General features: G+C 29.8%; 16 protein-coding genes, 6 tRNA genes and 1 riboswitch. Of the genes, 2 read left to right on the forward strand and 20 right to left on the reverse strand.

The features are described 5' to 3' along the window. Window positions 1-139: 139 nt before the first annotated feature. The 4 genes from hpf to HCG70_RS09985 all read right to left on the reverse strand — a co-directional run bounded on the left by hpf (window position 140) and on the right by HCG70_RS09985 (window position 4974). Entirely contained in the window at window positions 140-670 is a 531-nt protein-coding gene (gene hpf, locus HCG70_RS09970) for a ribosome hibernation-promoting factor, HPF/YfiA family (protein ID WP_042399543.1), read from the reverse strand. A gap of 437 nt (window positions 671-1107) precedes the next feature. Further along, window positions 1108-1758: a ComF family protein gene (locus HCG70_RS17670; RefSeq protein WP_042399541.1), complete on the reverse strand. Its 651-nt coding sequence runs from the start codon at window positions 1756-1758 to the stop codon at window positions 1108-1110. Beyond that, entirely contained in the window at window positions 1731-2723 is a 993-nt protein-coding gene (locus HCG70_RS09980) for a hypothetical protein (RefSeq protein WP_221697706.1), read from the reverse strand. The genes HCG70_RS17670 and HCG70_RS09980 overlap by 28 nt, the downstream gene beginning before the upstream one ends. A 19-nt stretch (window positions 2724-2742) precedes the next feature. Beyond that, complete coding sequence (locus HCG70_RS09985) at window positions 2743-4974, reverse strand: ATP-dependent RecD-like DNA helicase (RefSeq protein ID WP_055276720.1); 2232 nt, start codon at window positions 4972-4974, stop codon at window positions 2743-2745. A 150-nt stretch (window positions 4975-5124) separates the two neighbouring features. Between HCG70_RS09985 and nagA the strand changes: the two genes are divergently transcribed. After that, window positions 5125-6261 (forward strand): N-acetylglucosamine-6-phosphate deacetylase, encoded by a 1137-nt coding sequence (nagA, locus tag HCG70_RS09990; protein WP_042399536.1) that lies wholly within the window; start codon window positions 5125-5127, stop codon window positions 6259-6261. 121 nt (window positions 6262-6382) lie between these two features. Here nagA and metK read toward each other — a convergent pair whose 3' ends face one another. From metK to HCG70_RS10025, 7 genes are all read right to left on the reverse strand, one after another. Further along, a complete protein-coding gene (gene metK / locus HCG70_RS09995) occupies window positions 6383-7558 on the reverse strand; it encodes a methionine adenosyltransferase (RefSeq protein WP_042399534.1) in 1176 nt (391 codons plus the stop codon). An 88-nt stretch (window positions 7559-7646) separates the two neighbouring features. Next, window positions 7647-7838: riboswitch (SAM riboswitch) on the reverse strand. A gap of 136 nt (window positions 7839-7974) precedes the next feature. Next, window positions 7975-8059, reverse strand: a tRNA-Tyr gene (locus HCG70_RS10000). Between the two features lie 5 nt (window positions 8060-8064). Further along, window positions 8065-8139, reverse strand: a tRNA-Thr gene (locus tag HCG70_RS10005). Between the two features lie 5 nt (window positions 8140-8144). Beyond that, window positions 8145-8220: transfer RNA gene (locus HCG70_RS10010), tRNA-Val, on the reverse strand. Between the two features lie 18 nt (window positions 8221-8238). Continuing rightward, window positions 8239-8323: transfer RNA gene (locus tag HCG70_RS10015), tRNA-Tyr, on the reverse strand. Window positions 8324-8326: 3 nt separating this feature from the next. After that, window positions 8327-8401 (reverse strand) — tRNA-Thr (locus tag HCG70_RS10020). Between the two features lie 39 nt (window positions 8402-8440). After that, a tRNA-Tyr gene (locus HCG70_RS10025) sits at window positions 8441-8525 on the reverse strand. Window positions 8526-9111: 586 nt separating this feature from the next. On the opposite strand from HCG70_RS10025, the gene yyaC reads away from it, so the two are divergent. Next, window positions 9112-9645, forward strand: a complete 534-nt coding sequence (gene yyaC, locus HCG70_RS10030) for a spore protease YyaC (protein ID WP_042399531.1) — start codon at window positions 9112-9114, stop codon at window positions 9643-9645. Between the two features lie 46 nt (window positions 9646-9691). On the opposite strand, the gene mreB is transcribed toward yyaC, so the two are convergent. The 9 genes from mreB to atpG all read right to left on the reverse strand — a co-directional run bounded on the left by mreB (window position 9692) and on the right by atpG (window position 18397). Next, a complete protein-coding gene (gene mreB / locus HCG70_RS10035; protein ID WP_042399528.1) occupies window positions 9692-10726 on the reverse strand; it encodes a rod shape-determining protein MreB in 1035 nt (344 codons plus the stop codon). 99 nt (window positions 10727-10825) lie between these two features. After that, window positions 10826-11080: a sporulation transcriptional regulator SpoIIID gene (gene spoIIID / locus HCG70_RS10040; RefSeq protein ID WP_042399526.1), complete on the reverse strand. Its 255-nt coding sequence runs from the start codon at window positions 11078-11080 to the stop codon at window positions 10826-10828. A gap of 125 nt (window positions 11081-11205) precedes the next feature. Continuing rightward, window positions 11206-12039 (reverse strand): M23 family metallopeptidase, encoded by an 834-nt coding sequence (locus HCG70_RS10045; RefSeq protein ID WP_055291653.1) that lies wholly within the window; start codon window positions 12037-12039, stop codon window positions 11206-11208. 147 nt (window positions 12040-12186) lie between these two features. Continuing rightward, entirely contained in the window at window positions 12187-13347 is a 1161-nt protein-coding gene (spoIID, locus tag HCG70_RS10050; RefSeq protein WP_052330699.1) for a stage II sporulation protein D, read from the reverse strand. Window positions 13348-13477: 130 nt separating this feature from the next. Next, window positions 13478-14740, reverse strand: a complete 1263-nt coding sequence (gene murA, locus HCG70_RS10055; RefSeq protein WP_042399520.1) for a UDP-N-acetylglucosamine 1-carboxyvinyltransferase — start codon at window positions 14738-14740, stop codon at window positions 13478-13480. 20 nt (window positions 14741-14760) lie between these two features. Next, the gene (locus HCG70_RS10060; RefSeq protein ID WP_042399517.1) at window positions 14761-15402 is read right to left on the reverse strand and encodes a hypothetical protein; all 642 of its coding nucleotides are present in this window, start codon (window positions 15400-15402) and stop codon (window positions 14761-14763) included. A gap of 328 nt (window positions 15403-15730) precedes the next feature. Then, window positions 15731-16129 (reverse strand): ATP synthase F1 subunit epsilon, encoded by a 399-nt coding sequence (atpC, locus tag HCG70_RS10065; protein WP_042399514.1) that lies wholly within the window; start codon window positions 16127-16129, stop codon window positions 15731-15733. Between the two features lie 12 nt (window positions 16130-16141). Next, entirely contained in the window at window positions 16142-17536 is a 1395-nt protein-coding gene (atpD, locus tag HCG70_RS10070; protein WP_042399511.1) for a F0F1 ATP synthase subunit beta, read from the reverse strand. A 15-nt stretch (window positions 17537-17551) separates the two neighbouring features. Further along, window positions 17552-18397: an ATP synthase F1 subunit gamma gene (gene atpG / locus HCG70_RS10075; protein ID WP_042399508.1), complete on the reverse strand. Its 846-nt coding sequence runs from the start codon at window positions 18395-18397 to the stop codon at window positions 17552-17554. Between the last annotated feature and the right edge of the window lie 16 nt (window positions 18398-18413).

Below are 18413 nucleotides of genomic sequence, written 5' to 3' on the forward strand. Positions count from 1 at the left end.
TTTAAGTGCGTCTATTTTTATATTCAATTTGATTTTAATCGAAAATGTACAATTATTTTTTTGAAAATATAGAAAAAGAGCTATCGCTAGCGGATTTTTTTACCCGCTATTGCGACAGCTCCATATAATAAATTATATTCTAAACATAATCAGGCTCTAACAAACCATAATTTCCATCTTTTCTCTTATATATAACATTAATATTTTCTGTATCACAATCTTTAAATACAAAGAAATTATGTTGAACAAGTTCCATTTGTAATATAGCCTCTTCAGTACTCATTGGTTTTATATTAAATCTCTTAACTTTTACTATTTCACCTTCATTATCATCTTCCTCAGATGCAACCTCATCAAAGTTACCAAACCTTAAAGACTCATTATTTCTTCTTTGTAATTTTGTTCTTTGCTTTCTGATTTGTCTTTCAAGTTTATTTTCCACTAAATCTATAGACTTATACATATCATCTGTAGATTCTTCACATCTTAAAACTACGCCATTAAAAGGTATTGTCACCTCAAAAATTTGACTATTCTTTTGAACTGTTAATGTAGCTCTCGCAGTTACATTAGGTTCAAAGTATTTGTCTAGCTTCGAAATCTTCTTTTCTACTATTTCTTTCAATGCAGGTGTTACGTTAATGTTCTTTCCTATTACTGTTACTCTCATAAGGTCAACCCCTCTCTTTAAGTTCTAATTATAATTATTAAGATTTCAATATTTAGTATAGTTATATGTTACCATTTTCAAATTTATTCCACAAGCATTGTTTTCTGAATTTACAGAAAATTTAAACTTGTTAACTCTACATAACTCTATTTTCCTTTATTTCTCTTAATATTTAAACAAAATAAAAAAACATCAACTCATACGAATTGATGTTTTTTTATATAAAGTTAGCTGACCTGGATTTTGCCCCCACACTCGCCTGCTGGAGCTTTTGCTACCCGGAATTAACCTCTCACTACTAACACTCTCAGTATCTCTACTGGCAGGACTTACCTCTATACCGCACCATGCTCATTAAAACTTTGTCTAACTTACGTGGATCGTTTCGCCTGCGACTGGCATCGACTTTCATCCACAGACCTAACTTTACATTACTATTATATATTGCTTTTAGCAATTGTCAATACCGTAATTTTATTTGCACCATATTTTAATAAAATATTTTTACATTCATCTACTGTAGCTCCAGTAGTAACAACATCATCTATCAATATAACATGTTTATCCTTTATATCTTTGCTACTTTTTATATTAAAGACTCCTTTAATATTACTTTTTCTTTCATCTTTACTTAAAGTCTTCTGCTCCTTTGTATGCTTTGACTTTATTACACAATTACTAATTGGAATATCTGTATTATAACTAATGTTTCTTGCCATAATTTCACATTGATTAAATCCCCTTTTTCTAATTGCTTTTTTAGTCATAGGAACATAACAAATTACATCAGCATTAATACTCTGATTATTTATTATCTCTAAAATTAAATTTGATAATATCTCTCCAGCAGTAAAATTTTTATTATATTTAAATTCTAAAATTAACTTTTTTAATAATCCTCCATAAAACCCATATGAAATATTAGTTTTATCCTCAACATCACATTTCTTAATTTCAGATTTACAGCAATCACATATCCCTATAAATCCTTCTATTTCACAAAGAATACACTTTTCTTCTATCGGATAAACTATATCTAATAACTCCTGATATATTTTTTTTAATATTTTAAATATTGTCTTTCCCACAAATTTTTATTAAATGATCTCGCCATATTTTTAGCTTTATCCATTTCTTCAGAAACTTCCCTAGATACCATTATTGCTTCTGAATGAATATTACTTTTAACATTAATTGCTGCACACATATATAGTATCTTCTTATATGAATAAAACATATCGTCTGCAAACAACATTATTATATTTACATCAGGAATATTTTTTATATACTGTCCACAATTATTTGTTACTATAAATAAAGCATCACTATAACCATCTATTATTTCTTTAATAAAGCTGAAATCTTGATTTTTACTATAGCGAACTACTCTTATATTTAATTCTTTTAAAATATTGTAATAATGATTATAAACTTTATTTAATTTATCTTCTGAAGGAACCACTATTAAAACAATTCTTTTATTTTCCTTAAACCACCTAAAGTATTCAAATAAGGAAAGTGGAATATCCTGTTCTAATTTTATTCTAGTATTCATTAATCGTGGTTCTATCATCGGTTCTTGTGATGGCATATAATTAATTTCAAATTTTTCTCCAATAGGGAAAATATATTCTGAGGCATACACTATTATTTTATTACAATTCCAATATATATCTTCTATGGCTTCCCTAATGTATTTATTACTAGATTTAGAAAATAAACTTATGTCATCAAATATAACTAAATCATATAAATTGTCTATTTTATTAATTTCATCTATAAAAATAAATTTAATTTTGCTTTCAATTTTTTCTTTTTCTATAGTCTCATTAATATATTCATATAGTTCATTTTGTTGTTCATATACATATTTTTCTTTTTTGCTACAGAATACGTATAGTATATTACTTTCTCTACCTACAACTTTATTTATTATATTTGAAAAAATTTCAACTGTATTAAAAGGCCTCGTCTTTATTGATAAAACCTTTGTTTTTTTACCATACCATTTATTTATCTTTTTAAAAGTATTACTCAATTCCTTATAATTCATAGTATCAGAACTCCATTATCTATTCTTCTTTTATTTTATCATCAGATACAATATCTACAATTCTTTCTTTTAATGATGAATATCTCTCCATACTATTTGTATTATCTACCATGTATTTTAGTGATTTTTGATTACCTACAACTACAACTAATTCTTTTGCTCTAGTTATACCTGTATACAAAATATTTCTATTCATTAAAAAAGCTGAACCCATAAATGAAGGTGTGATTACAACTTTAAATTCACTACCTTGACTCTTATGAATAGTAATTGCATAAGCTAACTCTAACTCTTCTACATATATATTATCGTATACAATTCTTCTTTCATCATCAAATACAACAGTGACAGTTCTACTTTCCTCACTAATCGATTCAATAAATCCCATATCACCATTAAATACCCCTACACCTTCATTATCGCCATATCCACCTGTTCTATTCCATTTTAAAGAATAATTATTTTTAGTTTGCATTACCTTATCGCCTTCTCTAAAAATTATATCCTTAATATTTCTCTCTTTTTTATTTTTACTAGGTGGATTTAATATAGCTTGAAGCTCATTATTTAAGTTATCTACTCCTAATATTCCTTTCCTAGTAGGAGAAAGAACTTGAATATCTCTTGTTTTATCCCACTTAGGATTAAAAAGGGGTAATCTTCTATTTACTAAATCTAAAATAGTGGACAAAATTTCTTCATTACTTTCTCTATTATCAAAAAAGAAATCTCCACCTTTTTTATTCAAGTATGGCAACTCACCATTATTTATTCTATGTGCATTAGTGATAATCATACTTTCTTTTCCCTGCCTAAATATTTCTTTAAGCCTTACAACCTTAATAAATTCACTATTTATTAAATCCCTTAAAACATTTCCAGGACCTACTGATGGAAGCTGATCAACGTCTCCAACTATGATAACTCTTGTTCCAAGTTTAATAGCCTTAAGTAAGCTATTCATAAGCATTATGTCAATCATGGATGCTTCATCTATTATTATTACATCTCCTTCTAATGGTTCACCTTCACCTTTACCAAAAAATGAATTTTCATCATCGCTTACACCCATTTCTAGTAGTCTATGTATAGTTTTTGCTTCTCTTCCTGTTGATTCTGTCATCCTCTTAGCTGCTCTTCCTGTTGGTGCTGCTAAAAGAACTTTCATCCCATTATTTTCATATATCTCTATTATACATTTAATTATAGTAGTCTTACCTGTACCAGGACCACCAGTAATTATCTCTATCCCATTTTCAAAAGCTCCTAGTATAGCCTCCTTTTGAGAATCTGCAAATTCTATATTATTTTTCTTTTCAAAACTAGATATTTCAAAAGAAATATCAGAGTTTATAGTTTGAAAGTTTTCAATACTTAAAGTAATAATTTTATTGGTTACTCCTAATTCACAAAAATAATATGGCAGAGCATACACAGCTTCTACATCATTAATTTTTTCTACTTTTATTTTACCCTCTAATACGCTATTATATATATTTGCTTCTATTAACTCTTTATCTACAACCAAGACCTTTTGACACTCTTTTATTAGCTTATCTTTAGGCATATATGTATTTCCTAAACCTGAAAAATTATTTAAAACATATCTTATTCCACTTTGAATTCTAAAATCCGATACTGGCTCAATTCCTAAGCTTTTTGCAATTCTATCTGAAGTTAGAAAACCTATTCCAGAAATTTCATCACTTAAAATATATGGATTTTTAGATACAATATCTTGAGAATCTGGACCAAATTTTTTATATATTTTTAAGCATTGATTTATTGTTACTCCATGTTTTTGAAAAAACATAATTATATCTTTAAGTTCTTTGCTTTCTAAATATGAATCATAAATAATGTTATACTTCTTTTCACCAATACCTTCAACTTCTTTGAGTCTTTCAATATTATTGTCTAATATATTTAAAGTTTCTTCTCCAAATGCTTTTACTATTTTTTTTGCTGTTACTGGCCCTATTCCATGTATTATGCCTGTGCTTAAATATTTTTCAATTTCCTTAACAGAAGTTGGAAGAAGCTCTTTATATTCTTCTACATTAAATTGTCTTCCAAATTGTTTATGTGTAATCCAATTTCCTTTAACCTCTATTTGTTGACCTTCTTTTAATAACGGCATTATTCCAACAATCGTAACAACCTCTTTATTCGCTGTAATTTTAGCTACTACATATCCGCTATCTTCACTTCTAAAAATTACTGCTTCAACTAAGCCATCTAATATCTCCATATTATCGCTCCAAACATTTTATTTTACTTATTAATATTATATAATTATATCATAAGTGAAATTTTGATTGTTAATTTATACTCTTCTTATTCACTTATAAATTATTTGCTTATAATAAAAAGCTTAAACATCATAGGGAGGTTATTTAATATGTTATTAAAAAACTGTAATATTATTTTTCTAGATAAAATTGAAAAAGGCTCTATATTAATTGAAAACGGTATTATTAAAGAAATAAATCCAAATACTACTTCTTCTGATTCAGTCATCGACTGTAAAGGTTTATATGTAGCTCCTGGATTTATAGACATTCATATACACGGAGCTGGAGGATATGATACTATGGATGGTACATTTGACGCAATAAATGAAATTTCCAAAACCATCTGTAAGTATGGTACAACTTCATTTACACCAACTACAATGACGATGTCAGCAGAAGACATATTAAAATCTATGACTGCAATAAAAAAAGCTAAACTTGAAGGTACAGATGGTGCTCAAGTTTTAGGCGCACACTTAGAAGGACCTTTTATCAGTCCTAATGCCATTGGAGCTCAAAATCCTAACTATTTAATTAAACCAACTTTTGAAAATTTTGAATCTATGACTGGAGATGCAATGGATTCTGTAGTATCAATTACAATGGCACCAGAAGTTGATGGAGCTAAAGAACTTGCTAGTATATTAACCGAAAAGGGTATTCGTTGCTCTATAGGTCATACTAAAGCTACTTATGAAGAAGCAATTGAAGGTATCAAATGTGGCTTCTGTCACTCAACTCATTTATTTAATGCAATGACAGGCTTCACTCATAGAGAACCTGGTGTTGTAGGTGCAACCTTTGATACTGATATTACTACTGAAACTATTTCTGATGGTATACACATATCCTATCCATCATTAAGAATAGCTTATAAACAAAAAGGAACTGATAAAACTTTATTAGTTACAGATGCAATGTGTGCTTGTGGAATGCCAGATGGAAATTATGCCCTAGGAGGACAACCAGTCATAGTTAAAGATGGATCAGCAAGACTTGAGAATGGTGCATTAGCAGGATCAATTTTAACTTTAAATAAAGCAATCAAAAACATATACGAAAATACTGATTATCCTTTATACGAAATAGTTAAAATGGCTTCATTTAACGGTGCTAAATATTGTAGAGTGGATGATAAAAAAGGTCAAATAAAAGAAAATTTTGATGCTGATTTAGTTTTATTCGATGATAATATTGATATTAAAATGACTATCGTAAACGGAAAAATAGTTTATTCTAGTTAAGAGTTTTGAGTTAATAGTTATTAATTTAGGAATAGTTTCATGATAAACTACTAATTTTCTAACTGAGTAAATTTCTTTTCAATCTAATAAAAAAGCGAAGACTCATGTCTTCGCTTTTTTATTATAAGTATTTCTTAATTTCTTCTACTTTATTTAATTGTTCCCAAGGTAAATTTAAATCATTTCTACCAAAGTGACCATAAGCTGCTGTTTGTCTGTATATAGGTCTTCTTAAATCCAGATCCCTTATTATAGCTCCTGGTCTTAAATCAAATACTTTTTCTACAATTCTTGTTATTTCTTCTTCATTTAATTTACCTGTTCCAAAAGTTTCAACTTCTATAGAAACCGGCTTTGCAACACCTATTGCATAAGCCAATTGAATTTCTAACTTATCTGCAACACCAGCTGCAACTAAATTCTTAGCTACCCATCTTGCTGCATAAGCTGCTGATCTATCAACTTTTGTTGGATCTTTTCCTGAGAAAGCACCACCACCGTGTCTTCCATATCCTCCGTAAGTATCAACTATAATCTTTCTTCCTGTTAATCCACTATCACCTTGTGGTCCACCAACAACAAATCTTCCAGTAGGATTAATGTAATATTTAGTTGATTCATCTAATAATTCAGCTGGAATAACATGTTTAATTACATGCTCCATTAAATCTTCTCTTATTTGCTCTTGACTTACATGCTCATCATGTTGAGTTGAAATAACTATTGCATCAATTCTTACAACTTTATTATCATCATACTCAACTGTAACTTGAGTTTTTCCATCTGGTCTTAAATAAGGTAAAGTTTCATTTTTTCTAACTTCAGTTAATCTTCTTGACAATCTATGTGCCATGGCAATTGGTGAAGGCATAAATTCTGGTGTTTCATTAGTAGCATAACCAAACATCATTCCTTGATCTCCAGCTCCTACTGCTTCAACATCATCCTTTGTTCCTGCTCTAGATTCTAAAGCTTCATCAACTCCCATTGCAATATCTCCAGATTGTTCATCAATAGATGTTAATACTGAACATGTATCACAATCAAATCCATATTTAGCTCTATCATATCCAATTTCTCTAATTGTTTTTCTAACTACTTTAGGAATATCTACATAACAAGATGTTGATATTTCTCCCATTACTAGTACCATTCCTGTTGTTACTGCTGTTTCGCAAGCAACTCTAGCTGTTGGGTCCTTTTCTAATATACTGTCTAATACTGCATCCGAAATTTGATCACATATTTTATCTGGATGCCCTTCTGTAACTGATTCTGAAGTAAATAATCTTCTCATTTTGCTTAGCTCCTCTCGTTTTGATATTAATTCTAAGCAATAAAAAAAGCCTCTTGCAAAAAGAAGAGACTATAATTATCTAAGGTCTTTCTTATCTTGCAAACTTAATTGTTCTGCAGGAATTTGCACCACATTAACCTAGTTAATAATTCTTAGTTTATAGTTCATAGTTATAGATGAAATCCTAATAGTTTTCTCTAATCTTAACTATTAACTTTTAACTGTTAATAGGTTGCCGGGTTTCACAGGGCCTTTATCCCTCCACCTCTCTGGATAAGAACTAATATCAAATTTTATTTCTAGAATATTTTATCAATATAATTATACTATGTCAACATTTAATATATTCATAAAAAATAATATGATTATAATTTATTTTTTATAAAATAAAAAAAGCATGGTATAAACCATGCTAATGGTGGGGGAGGACGGATTCGAACCATCGAAACGAAACGTAACAGATTTACAGTCTGCCCCCTTTGGCCTCTCGGGAACTCCCCCATATTTGGAGCTTCATGTCGGAGTCGAACCAACAACCTGCTGATTACAAGTCAGCTGCTCTGCCATTGAGCCAATGAAGCTTATTTGGTGGAAACAACAGGGATCGAACCTGTGACCCTCTGCTTGTAAGGCAGATGCTCTCCCAGCTGAGCTATGCTTCCATAAAACTAAATTTGAAATGGTGGGGGAGGACGGATTCGAACCATCGAAACGAAACGTAACAGATTTACAGTCTGCCCCCTTTGGCCTCTCGGGAACTCCCCCATTTGGAGCTTCATGTCGGAGTCGAACCAACAACCTGCTGATTACAAGTCAGCTGCTCTGCCATTGAGCCAATGAAGCATAATACCAAATTTCAAATTTTCTTTTTTAAGTTGTTAATGGTGGGGGAGGACGGATTCGAACCATCGAAACGAAACGTAACAGATTTACAGTCTGCCCCCTTTGGCCTCTCGGGAACTCCCCCATGTGCTTATTTACAACTTTTTTGTCATTCATTATGTTACTGCCGAACTGACAAGGACTAGTATATAATTAAACCAATTATATTTCAACCCCCATTTTTAATCTTTATAAAAGATTATTCTTAATATACTCTTATTTTCTCTATAATTCTTCTTTTTAATATATAATTCTATTTTTTTATAATAATAAAAATAATACTTTTTTCAAATTTAATAGTAGATTTTTTATTCATTTTTCACCTCATAATTAGTAACAAATTTACCCTCATATAAATATAGTATAAGTACAAGCTTGTTAATTTTAATAAATTTTACATACTTTTATAAATCATCATTGTCCAACTGATACCTTTTCTTTTAAGTTCTTAATATAATTTTTTATAATAAAATTATATTATTGCTTTGTAAATCATATATTTTATATAAGACAAGCTATAATATAATCAAAATTTAAACTTTTAATTTTATTATTAAATTTATTTACTAAATGAATCGAAAAGAAGTTTTCTTTAAAGTAACAAACATTATTTTTTGTTATTTTAAATAGCGAAAAATAATTTCCATATATAAAAATGGGAGGTGAATTATTTGATTAAAAGAAAGTTTAATTATAAATCTAATTTAGCATACTATGAAATTGCTGAATTTATGAGAAAATATATTAATTCTAATAGTATTATAGTATGCATCGGTACTGATAAATGCGTAGGTGATTGTTTAGGCCCACTTGTTGGAACTTTTCTTCAAGAACATAATTTTCCTTTACCTGTATACGGTACGTTAGAAAATCCGATTCATGCATTAAACTTAGATAAAAAACTTATTGAAATCAATAAGCTTCATCCTAATGCTTCTATAATAGGTATAGATGCATGTCTCGGAGATGTAAATTCAATTGGTGAAATACACACTCGTGATTATCCTATCCATCCTGGGAAAGGTGTTGGAAAATCACTTCCCGATGTAGGTATTGCTTCAATAATTGGTATAATAGACTCTAGTGATACTGCTGAATTCTTCACTTCTAGAAGTATACGACTTCATCTTGTTTTCGAAATGGCAAAAGTAATTTCTCATGGATTAATACATGCTTATTATTTAAATTCTATAGTAAACAAATAATGCTAGAAGTTATAACTTCTAGCATTATTTGTTTACTAATATAAATTTAATCTATTAAAGTAATTTCTTTATTAGAAATATTATTGTCCAATTTATCAGCATACTTAAGAACCTCACCTGTTCCCATTGCTACTGCCTCTACTGTGTTACTTGCAATACTAACATTAATACCTGTATTCTCTTCTATAAGTTTATCTAATCCATCTATTAACGAACCACCACCAGTCATTAATATTCCTTTTTCAATAATATCTGCTGCTAATTCCGGTGGAGTCTTTTCTAATACAGATTTTACACTTTCAACAATCATTGATACTGGTTCCATTAATGCTTCTCTTAATTCTTCAGTAGAAATAATAACTTCACCTGGTAAACCAGCAATTAAATTTCTACCCTTAATAGTCGTTGATATGTTCCTTGATCCCTTAAATACAGATCCAACACTAACCTTTAAATCTTCTGAAGTCTTTTCACCAATTAGAAGCTTATACTTCATTCTTACATATCTAGTAATTGCTTCATCAAATTTATCACCTGCGACTTTTATAGACTGTCTAATAACAATACCACCTAATGAAATAACTGCAATATCAGTTGTTCCACCACCAATGTCAATAATCATATGTCCATCTGGTTTCGTAATATCTAATCCTGCTCCAATTGCAGCCGCTAATGGTTCTTCAATTAGATTAACTTTCTTAGCTCCCGAATTCATAGCTGCATCTATTACTGCTCTTTTCTCGACTTCTGTTGCTTCTGATGGAATACAAATCATAACTCTCGGTGCTATAACCCTTCTTTTTCCTAAAGCTTTCTTAATAAAAGCCTTAAGCATTTTTTCTGTAACATCATAATCAGAAATTACCCCATCCTTTAATGGTCTTACTGCTACAATATTACCAGGGGTCCTCCCTATCATCCTTCTTGCTTCCTCTCCAACTGCTAAAACCTTATTATTATTTTTATTAATTGCTACAACTGATGGTTCTTTTAATACTACTCCTTTTCCTTTTACATAAACAAGTACAGTGGCTGTCCCTAAATCAATTCCCAAATCGCTACCGCTTTTCCAAAACCACATTTTATTCACTCCTATATAATAAAATTCAAAATATTTGTTTTTTCTACAAAATTATTCCTTTTTCTATTATATATTTAATGGATTTATCATTCAATAGCTTTATCCTTCATTCGCCTTATATTTCATTTTTGTGGCTTTACCGCCTCTAATATGTCTTTCAGATTTATTTAATTCTAATATTAAATGTGTTTGTTCAGCTATAGCCGGATTAATTTTAGGTAATCTTTCTGTCATATCCTTATGAATAGTACTCTTACTTACCCCAAATACTTTCGCTGTTTTTCTAATTGTAGCTTTTGAATCAATTATATATTGGGCTACCTCTAAAACTCTTTCTTCTATATAGTCTTTCAAGATTATACCTCCTTAATCTCTATTTGATATATTATTTACTTAATCTATAAAAAAAATTCATATTCTCAAACTAATTAAATAATTGTATAAGTATCAACCATAAAAATGGTTGATACTTTAATAAATTATTTCATCTCGAAATAAGCACTTGGATCAACATCTTTTCCATTTGCATCTTGTACTTGAACATTTAATACATCTCCGCAAATTTTTGATGTAAATATACCTGAACTATTTCCTACTGTACCTATTTCAGTACCAGCACTAACAGTATCCCCTGCTGCTACCTTAACATCTTCGCTTAAGTTAGCATATTTTGTTTTTAGCCCATTAGCATGTGCAATAACAACATAAGTTCCATCTGTAGTATTGCTTGATACTTCTTCAACTTTACCCTCTGCAGCTGCCTTAACAGTTGTTCCGACAGCAGCATTTATATCAATACCTCTTCTAGATATATCTTCACTTCTAGTTTCATCTGAATAAGTTCTTACCATTTTTCCAAATTCTCTTGATATAGCTACTTCACCATCTATAGGTAATGATAGAACAATATTACTATCAGTTCCTGCTGAAACATCAACATCAGCTTCTTGCTCTGAGTTATTTTGATTTTCAGAAACAATCGCTTCATTAGTATCATTAGTATCATTATCTGCTTCATTAGTAACTTCTTCTTGAGATATTTCATTATCATTTGCTTCTGCTAATTCATCATTGTTTTCTACCCTTTCTGCATTTTGCATATTAAAGTTAGAATCAACCTCTGAAGAATTGCTATCTTGAACATCATTTAAAGATAATTCATTGCTAGTATTGTTTTGCTCCTTAGCAACTGAATTCTTTTTAATAGTAAATGCTGCTACAGTTGCAACTACACATAAACATACTAGTAAAACTAAGTAAAAGCCCTCCTTTCTGAAAAAGTCCTTTACTTTATTTTTTTTATTTTGGTCCATTTCAACACCTCCTGTATTGTATTCTTGCCCCTAAAATTAAATTAATTCAATCTATACTAAATTTTTATTCGTCAAATTTATATATAAAAAAACAAAAAGAGATTTGATAAATCAAATCTCTTCGTGTTTATATAGTATATATTAACCTTATAGGTTAAATTTTAAATTTCCTATATTAATACCCGTATAATAATGCTTTAATATTTCATCATAACTCTTCCCATCCTTAGCCATAACATTTGCCCCCCACTGACTCATTCCAACCCCTTCACCATAGCCTTTACAATTGAATATAATCGTATTATCTCCTATAGAATAATCAAAGTTTGTTGAGTTGAGCCCTAGCAAAACTTTAAAATCAGCTCCTTTAATCACACTATCTCCTACTTTTAATTCAATAACTCCCCCCGACTCACTTCTTGATAATATACTAATACTATCTCTTATATTACTTGAAGTTATGCCAGACTTAGGATATTTATTACTTATTATATAAGCTAAATCACTTAATGTAATTTCCTTAGAACTTTCAAATTTAGATGATTCCTCATCACCTGGGCTATCTACTGATTTAAGATACGGGATTTTTCCCATCCCTAACTCTTCTGCTGACTCGGTCTTTCCAGCACTAACAGCAAAATATAATGGATACATTACCAATTCGCTATCATAAGTTAAAACCATACCTTTTGTATCATCTACTGCATTTTTTATTTTTTCCCAATATCTCTCTCCATTTTCCTCTCCCCATTTCTTAAGGATATCATCCTTTGATGAATAAACCTGACAATGTGCTGAGTCACATATATCTCCTCCATTAGCCTCTGTACATGGATTTATTTTTTTACTAACAACATAGGTTCTAGCTACAATAGCTTGAGCCTTCAATGCTTCAGTTTCAAAGCTAATAGGCATTGTATTTGCAAGTACACCATATACATAATCTTCTAGTTCTATCTCCTCTATTCTATTCTCTAAAGTAATATATACAGAAACAGTACTATTTGTATTAATGTTTATTTCATTGTTTATATCCTCTATCTTATCCACATTATCTACATTGTCCACTTCATCTACTTTGTCTTTAATCTCTGTATTATCTATCTCTTCCTCTACCTTATTATCTTCACTCTTATCCGATTCATTAACATTTATCTTTTCTTTATTAGTTGCATATTTATTAAAATCTATTTTCACATCTGCCTTCATAGTTATTACTGGAATTATTATCATAAACAAAATAATACATATAGCTGTTACTATTACTAACTTAATCGTTGTAAATCCTTTTAAAAAATTTTTACTCATACTCCCTCCATCTTACCAAGGTTACACCTATATATATGTTTTAATCTGTTGAACAATTCCAAATTATCATTATTATTAATTCTTATATTTCTATATAAAATAAAATTAGGAGTCAAAAAAGACCCCTAATTTATTTATGAACTCTATATATTTCTGCTCCAAGCTTTCTAAACTTTTCTTCAATATTAGTATATCCTCTATCAATATGATATATTTCTCCTATCTCCGTTTGTCCATTTGCAACTAATCCAGCTAATATCATTGCTGCTCCAGCTCTTAAATCAGTAGCTTTAACCCCGCATCCAGTAAGAGTAGTTACACCTTCTACTATTGCTATTCTACCATCAATTTTTATATTAGCACCCATTCTTCCTAGCTCTCCAACATGCATAAACCTATTTTCAAATACAGTTTCAGTTATTACACTTACTCCTTTAGTAATTGCTAATAAAGCCATCATTTGAGCCTGCATATCTGTTGGAAAACCAGGATAAGGCATTGTTTTTATATCTACTGGTCTTTTTTCTTTAGTTCCATCAACAATCATCTTTTGTCCATCTATAGTACAGTAAACTCCGCACTCCTTCAACTTTTCGATAGTAGGCATTAAATGTTCTTCATTTACTCCATTAATCGTTATCTTACTATTAGTAATTCCAGCTGCAACCATAAAAGTTCCAGCTTCTATTCTATCAAATATAGGTGTAAATGGTTTTGGTTGTTTCAATTCTGATACACCATGTATAGTTATCTTTCCATATCCAGCTCCTTCAATATTAGCTCCCATACAATTCAAAAATCTTGCTAAATCCCAGATTTCTGGTTCTTCAGCAGCATTTTCTATTACAGTAACTCCTGGTGCTAAAACAGCTGCCATCATAATATTCTCTGTAGCTCCTACAGATGGAAAATCTAAATAAATTCTGTTTCCATGTAATTTATCAATCTTAGCTTCGACATATCCATACCCAACTTCAGATTCTATTCCTAAAGCATTAAAACCTTTTAAATGTAAATCTACAGGTCTGCTTCCAATATTACAGCCTCCAGGCATTGATATTTTACATTTGCCAAACCTTGCTAACATAGGTCCCATAATTAAAAAAGATGCTCTCATTTTTCTAATTAACTCACTATTAGGATCTACTTCTTTTAAATTTTGGGTATTTATTTTTAAATCTCCTGTTATTGAAGAAAATTGCACTTCACAATTTAACTCTCTTAATAAATTAATCAAGACAGTAACATCTTCTAACATAGGTACTTTCTTTAAAATTATTTCGGTTGGATTTAAAATAGTTGCAACTATTATAGGTAATACTGAATTTTTTGCAACACTTATATCAACTTCTCCATGAAGTTCCTTTCCACCTCTAACTATGATTTTTTCCATATTATCCTCCATATTTATTGTTAGTATGTTACGAAAATTATCGGTGTTCCTATAATTAAATATGAACCTGTATCGTACTTAATTTGTCCAATGTTTATATGTTGATTATCTTCAAATGTAGCTTCAGCAACACACCCATTGTTTATATCTAAATATTCATTAACTTTTATATTTAAATTTTTTTCCAAATCATCAATCAAATTTTTATCCTGTGTATTTAGCTTTCCCTTTATAAATGAAAAATACCTTTCATTTATAAAATTATCATTTCTTATTTTCTGTGATAATTTTTTCAATTCTTCCTCTGATTTACTAACATCATTATTAATTAGAATAACTTGAACTTTTATCAAATCATTATATTCACAAATATTAATACTATAATCAATATTTTCACTTTCTGCTGTAATATTATTATTCTCTGTAGAAAGTACTAAAAAATTATTTTCTTCAAAAAATTGTTTTATCCTTAAGTATTCTTTGCATAATTTTTCATCAACTGTATATTCTAATTTAATTCCATTTTGAACAAAATCATAATTATTTATCACATATCCTTCAATCTTACTGAAAGAATCTTCCTTTGATTCACACTTATACTCTTTTCCACCAATAATTAATAGAGAAAAGATTAAAAGAAATACAAAAAATACTTTTTTCATATTGTAATCCCCTGCCCTTCCTCTAAAATTATTGTCCAAACTATTTTTTTTATACATTGCTTTAATATAAATTGTCCAAATGAAATTTCAAAATTCTATTTGGTTAATTCAAGTTACATAAATATATACTGCCACATTGTAGTAAAATAATTTCTCTTAATAATATATATATATTATTAAGCTCTTAAAATAGTTCTCTTTATTCTAAATTTAATATATTTCTCTACTGATTTCGTGTATATATATCATTCTATTCAAATCTAAAAAAAAGGTTATATAAATAATTTTCTATAAAAAAAAATAAGGAAGTCGCTTTTTAGCGATTTCCTTATTTAAATTGCAATCTTGCATTTGCCCTAGCTAATGCTCTCTTTGCTCTTTCTATATCAACATTTTCTTTTTTACTAGTTAATCTTTCTTCTGCTCTCTTAAAAGCCTCTTCCGCACGATTTATATCAATTTCTTCTGGATAATTAAATGAATCACAGCAGAAATTAATCACGTTATCTTTAACATATATAATTCCTGAAGATGTAAATAATTTCTTTATATCACCATTAGCGGTAGTATACACACTTACCGTTGGTATAGCAGCAACTATACTTGGTGCATGATTTGCAAGAAACTCAATTTTACCATTAGGCTCGGTTGTCAATAAACTAATAATTTCCTCTGTTAATACTTCACGCCCAGGAGATACAATGTTAAGTTTTATTGTTTTTCCCATAACTTACATCTCCTATTTCATTTTATTAGCTTTTTCTACAACTTCTTCAATAGTACCTGCAAATAAGAATGCTGATTCAGGTAAATCATCGTATTTTCCTGATAAAATTTCTTTGAATCCTCTTACAGTCTCTTTAACTGGAACATATCTTCCTTGCATTCCTGTAAACTGCTCTGCAACAGTAAATGGTTGAGATAAGAATCTTTGAATTCTTCTTGCTCTTGCAACTACAGCCTTATCTTCATCTGATAATTCATCAACACCTAAAATTGCAATTATATCTTGTAATTCTGTATATCTTTCAAGTATATTTTTTACTTCTGTTGCAACTTCATAGTGTTCCTTTCCAACTATTCTTGGGTCAAGAATTCTAGAAGAAGATTCTAATGGATCAACTGCTGGAAATATTCCTAATGATGATATAGCTCTAGATAATACTGTTGTAGCATCTAAGTGAGTAAATGTAGTTGCTGGTGCTGGGTCTGTTAAGTCATCAGCTGGAACATATACTGCTTGAACTGATGTTATAGAACCATTTTTTGTTGAAGTGATTCTTTCTTGAAGAGCACCCATTTCAGTAGCTAGAGTTGGTTGATACCCAACAGCTGAAGGTATTCTTCCTAATAATGCAGAAACTTCTGAACCTGCTTGTGTAAATCTAAATATATTATCTATAAATAATAATACGTCTTGACCTTGATCTCTAAAGTATTCAGCCATAGTTAATCCAGTTAATGAAACTCTCATTCTAGCACCTGGTGATTCATTCATTTGACCAAATACTAATGCAGTCTTATTTATAACTCCTGAATCCATCATTTCATGATATAAGTCGTTACCTTCTCTAGATCTTTCCCCTACACCTGTAAATACAGAAATTCCACCATGCTCTTTGGCAATATTATTAATTAACTCTTGGATTAATACTGTTTTACCTACTCCGGCTCCTCCAAATAATCCTATCTTCCCACCTTTTTGATATGGTGCAATTAAATCAATTACTTTAATTCCTGTTTCAAACATTTCTGGCTCTAAAGATTGTTCTTTAAAGCTTGGTGCTGGTCTATGTATAGGATATGATTCATCGGATTCTATGGCTCCTTTATTATCTATAGGATTTCCTAATACATTAAATAATCTTCCTAATACATTCTTTCCTACTGGTACAGATATTGGCTTTCCTGTATCTAAAGCCTTCATACCTCTCTTTAATCCATCAGTAGACTCCATTGCTATTGCTCTAACAATATCATCCCCAACATGTTGCTCAACTTCTACAACTAGCTCTCTATCACCCATATCAATTTTAATTTCATTGTATATGTTTGGTAAAGAAGCTTCATCGAACTTTATATCTACTACAGGTCCAATTACTTGAACTACTTTTCCAATTTTACTTTCTGACATACTTCTTCCTCCTTGCTACTTTTGAGCTTCGGCTCCCCCAACAATTTCTGAAATTTCTTGTGTTATAATACCTTGCCTAATTCTATTGAATTTAATATTAAGACTTTGTAATATGTCATTTGCATTTTCTGTAGCTCCATCCATAGCAGTCATTCTAGCACTATGTTCACTAGCTTTTGCACTAAGCATACATGTCTTAAGTTGGCTCTTTAAATACATATCTATTGCATTTTTAAATACAGCTTCTTCATTTGGCTCAATTATATATTGACCTTCTCGAGAAGCTTTCTTTTCTATTGGTAATATTTTAACACTTTTTACCTCTTGTTTAACCGGAGAAATAAATTCTGTATATACTATATTTACTTCAGAAACATCTCCCTTTTCATATAAATATATAGCATCATTATATATTCTATTAATATCTTTAGTAGCAGGCATATCTGGTAAATCTACATATTCAGCATATGTGCTTATTTTATATCTAGAAAGATATGAAATTCCTTTGCTTCCAACAACAACAACTTTTGCTCCGCCACTTTTTTGAACTAAATTGTTTAAATATATAGCTACAGTATTATTATAACCTGCGCATAACCCAGTGTCTGAAGTTAATACAATATAGAGTTTATCTCCATCAAAGCTTTTATAATAAATTGAGTCAAAATCTTCCGGCATACTAGAAACAACTTCACTAATAACTTCTTTGCACAAATTATTATATTGCTCGTTAGCTATAAGCTCTTTTCTTGCTTTTCTGAGTTTTGAAGTGGCAACAAGCCCCATAGCCTTAGTTATTTTTCTAGTACTTTCAACTGACTTCATTCTTCTTTTAATTTCTATAAGTCCCGCTGCGCCCACTGTTTTACCTCCTAAA

Source organism: Clostridium sp. K04 (genome assembly GCF_019734375.1).
Lineage (GTDB): Bacteria > Bacillota > Clostridia > Clostridiales > Clostridiaceae > Clostridium > Clostridium saudiense.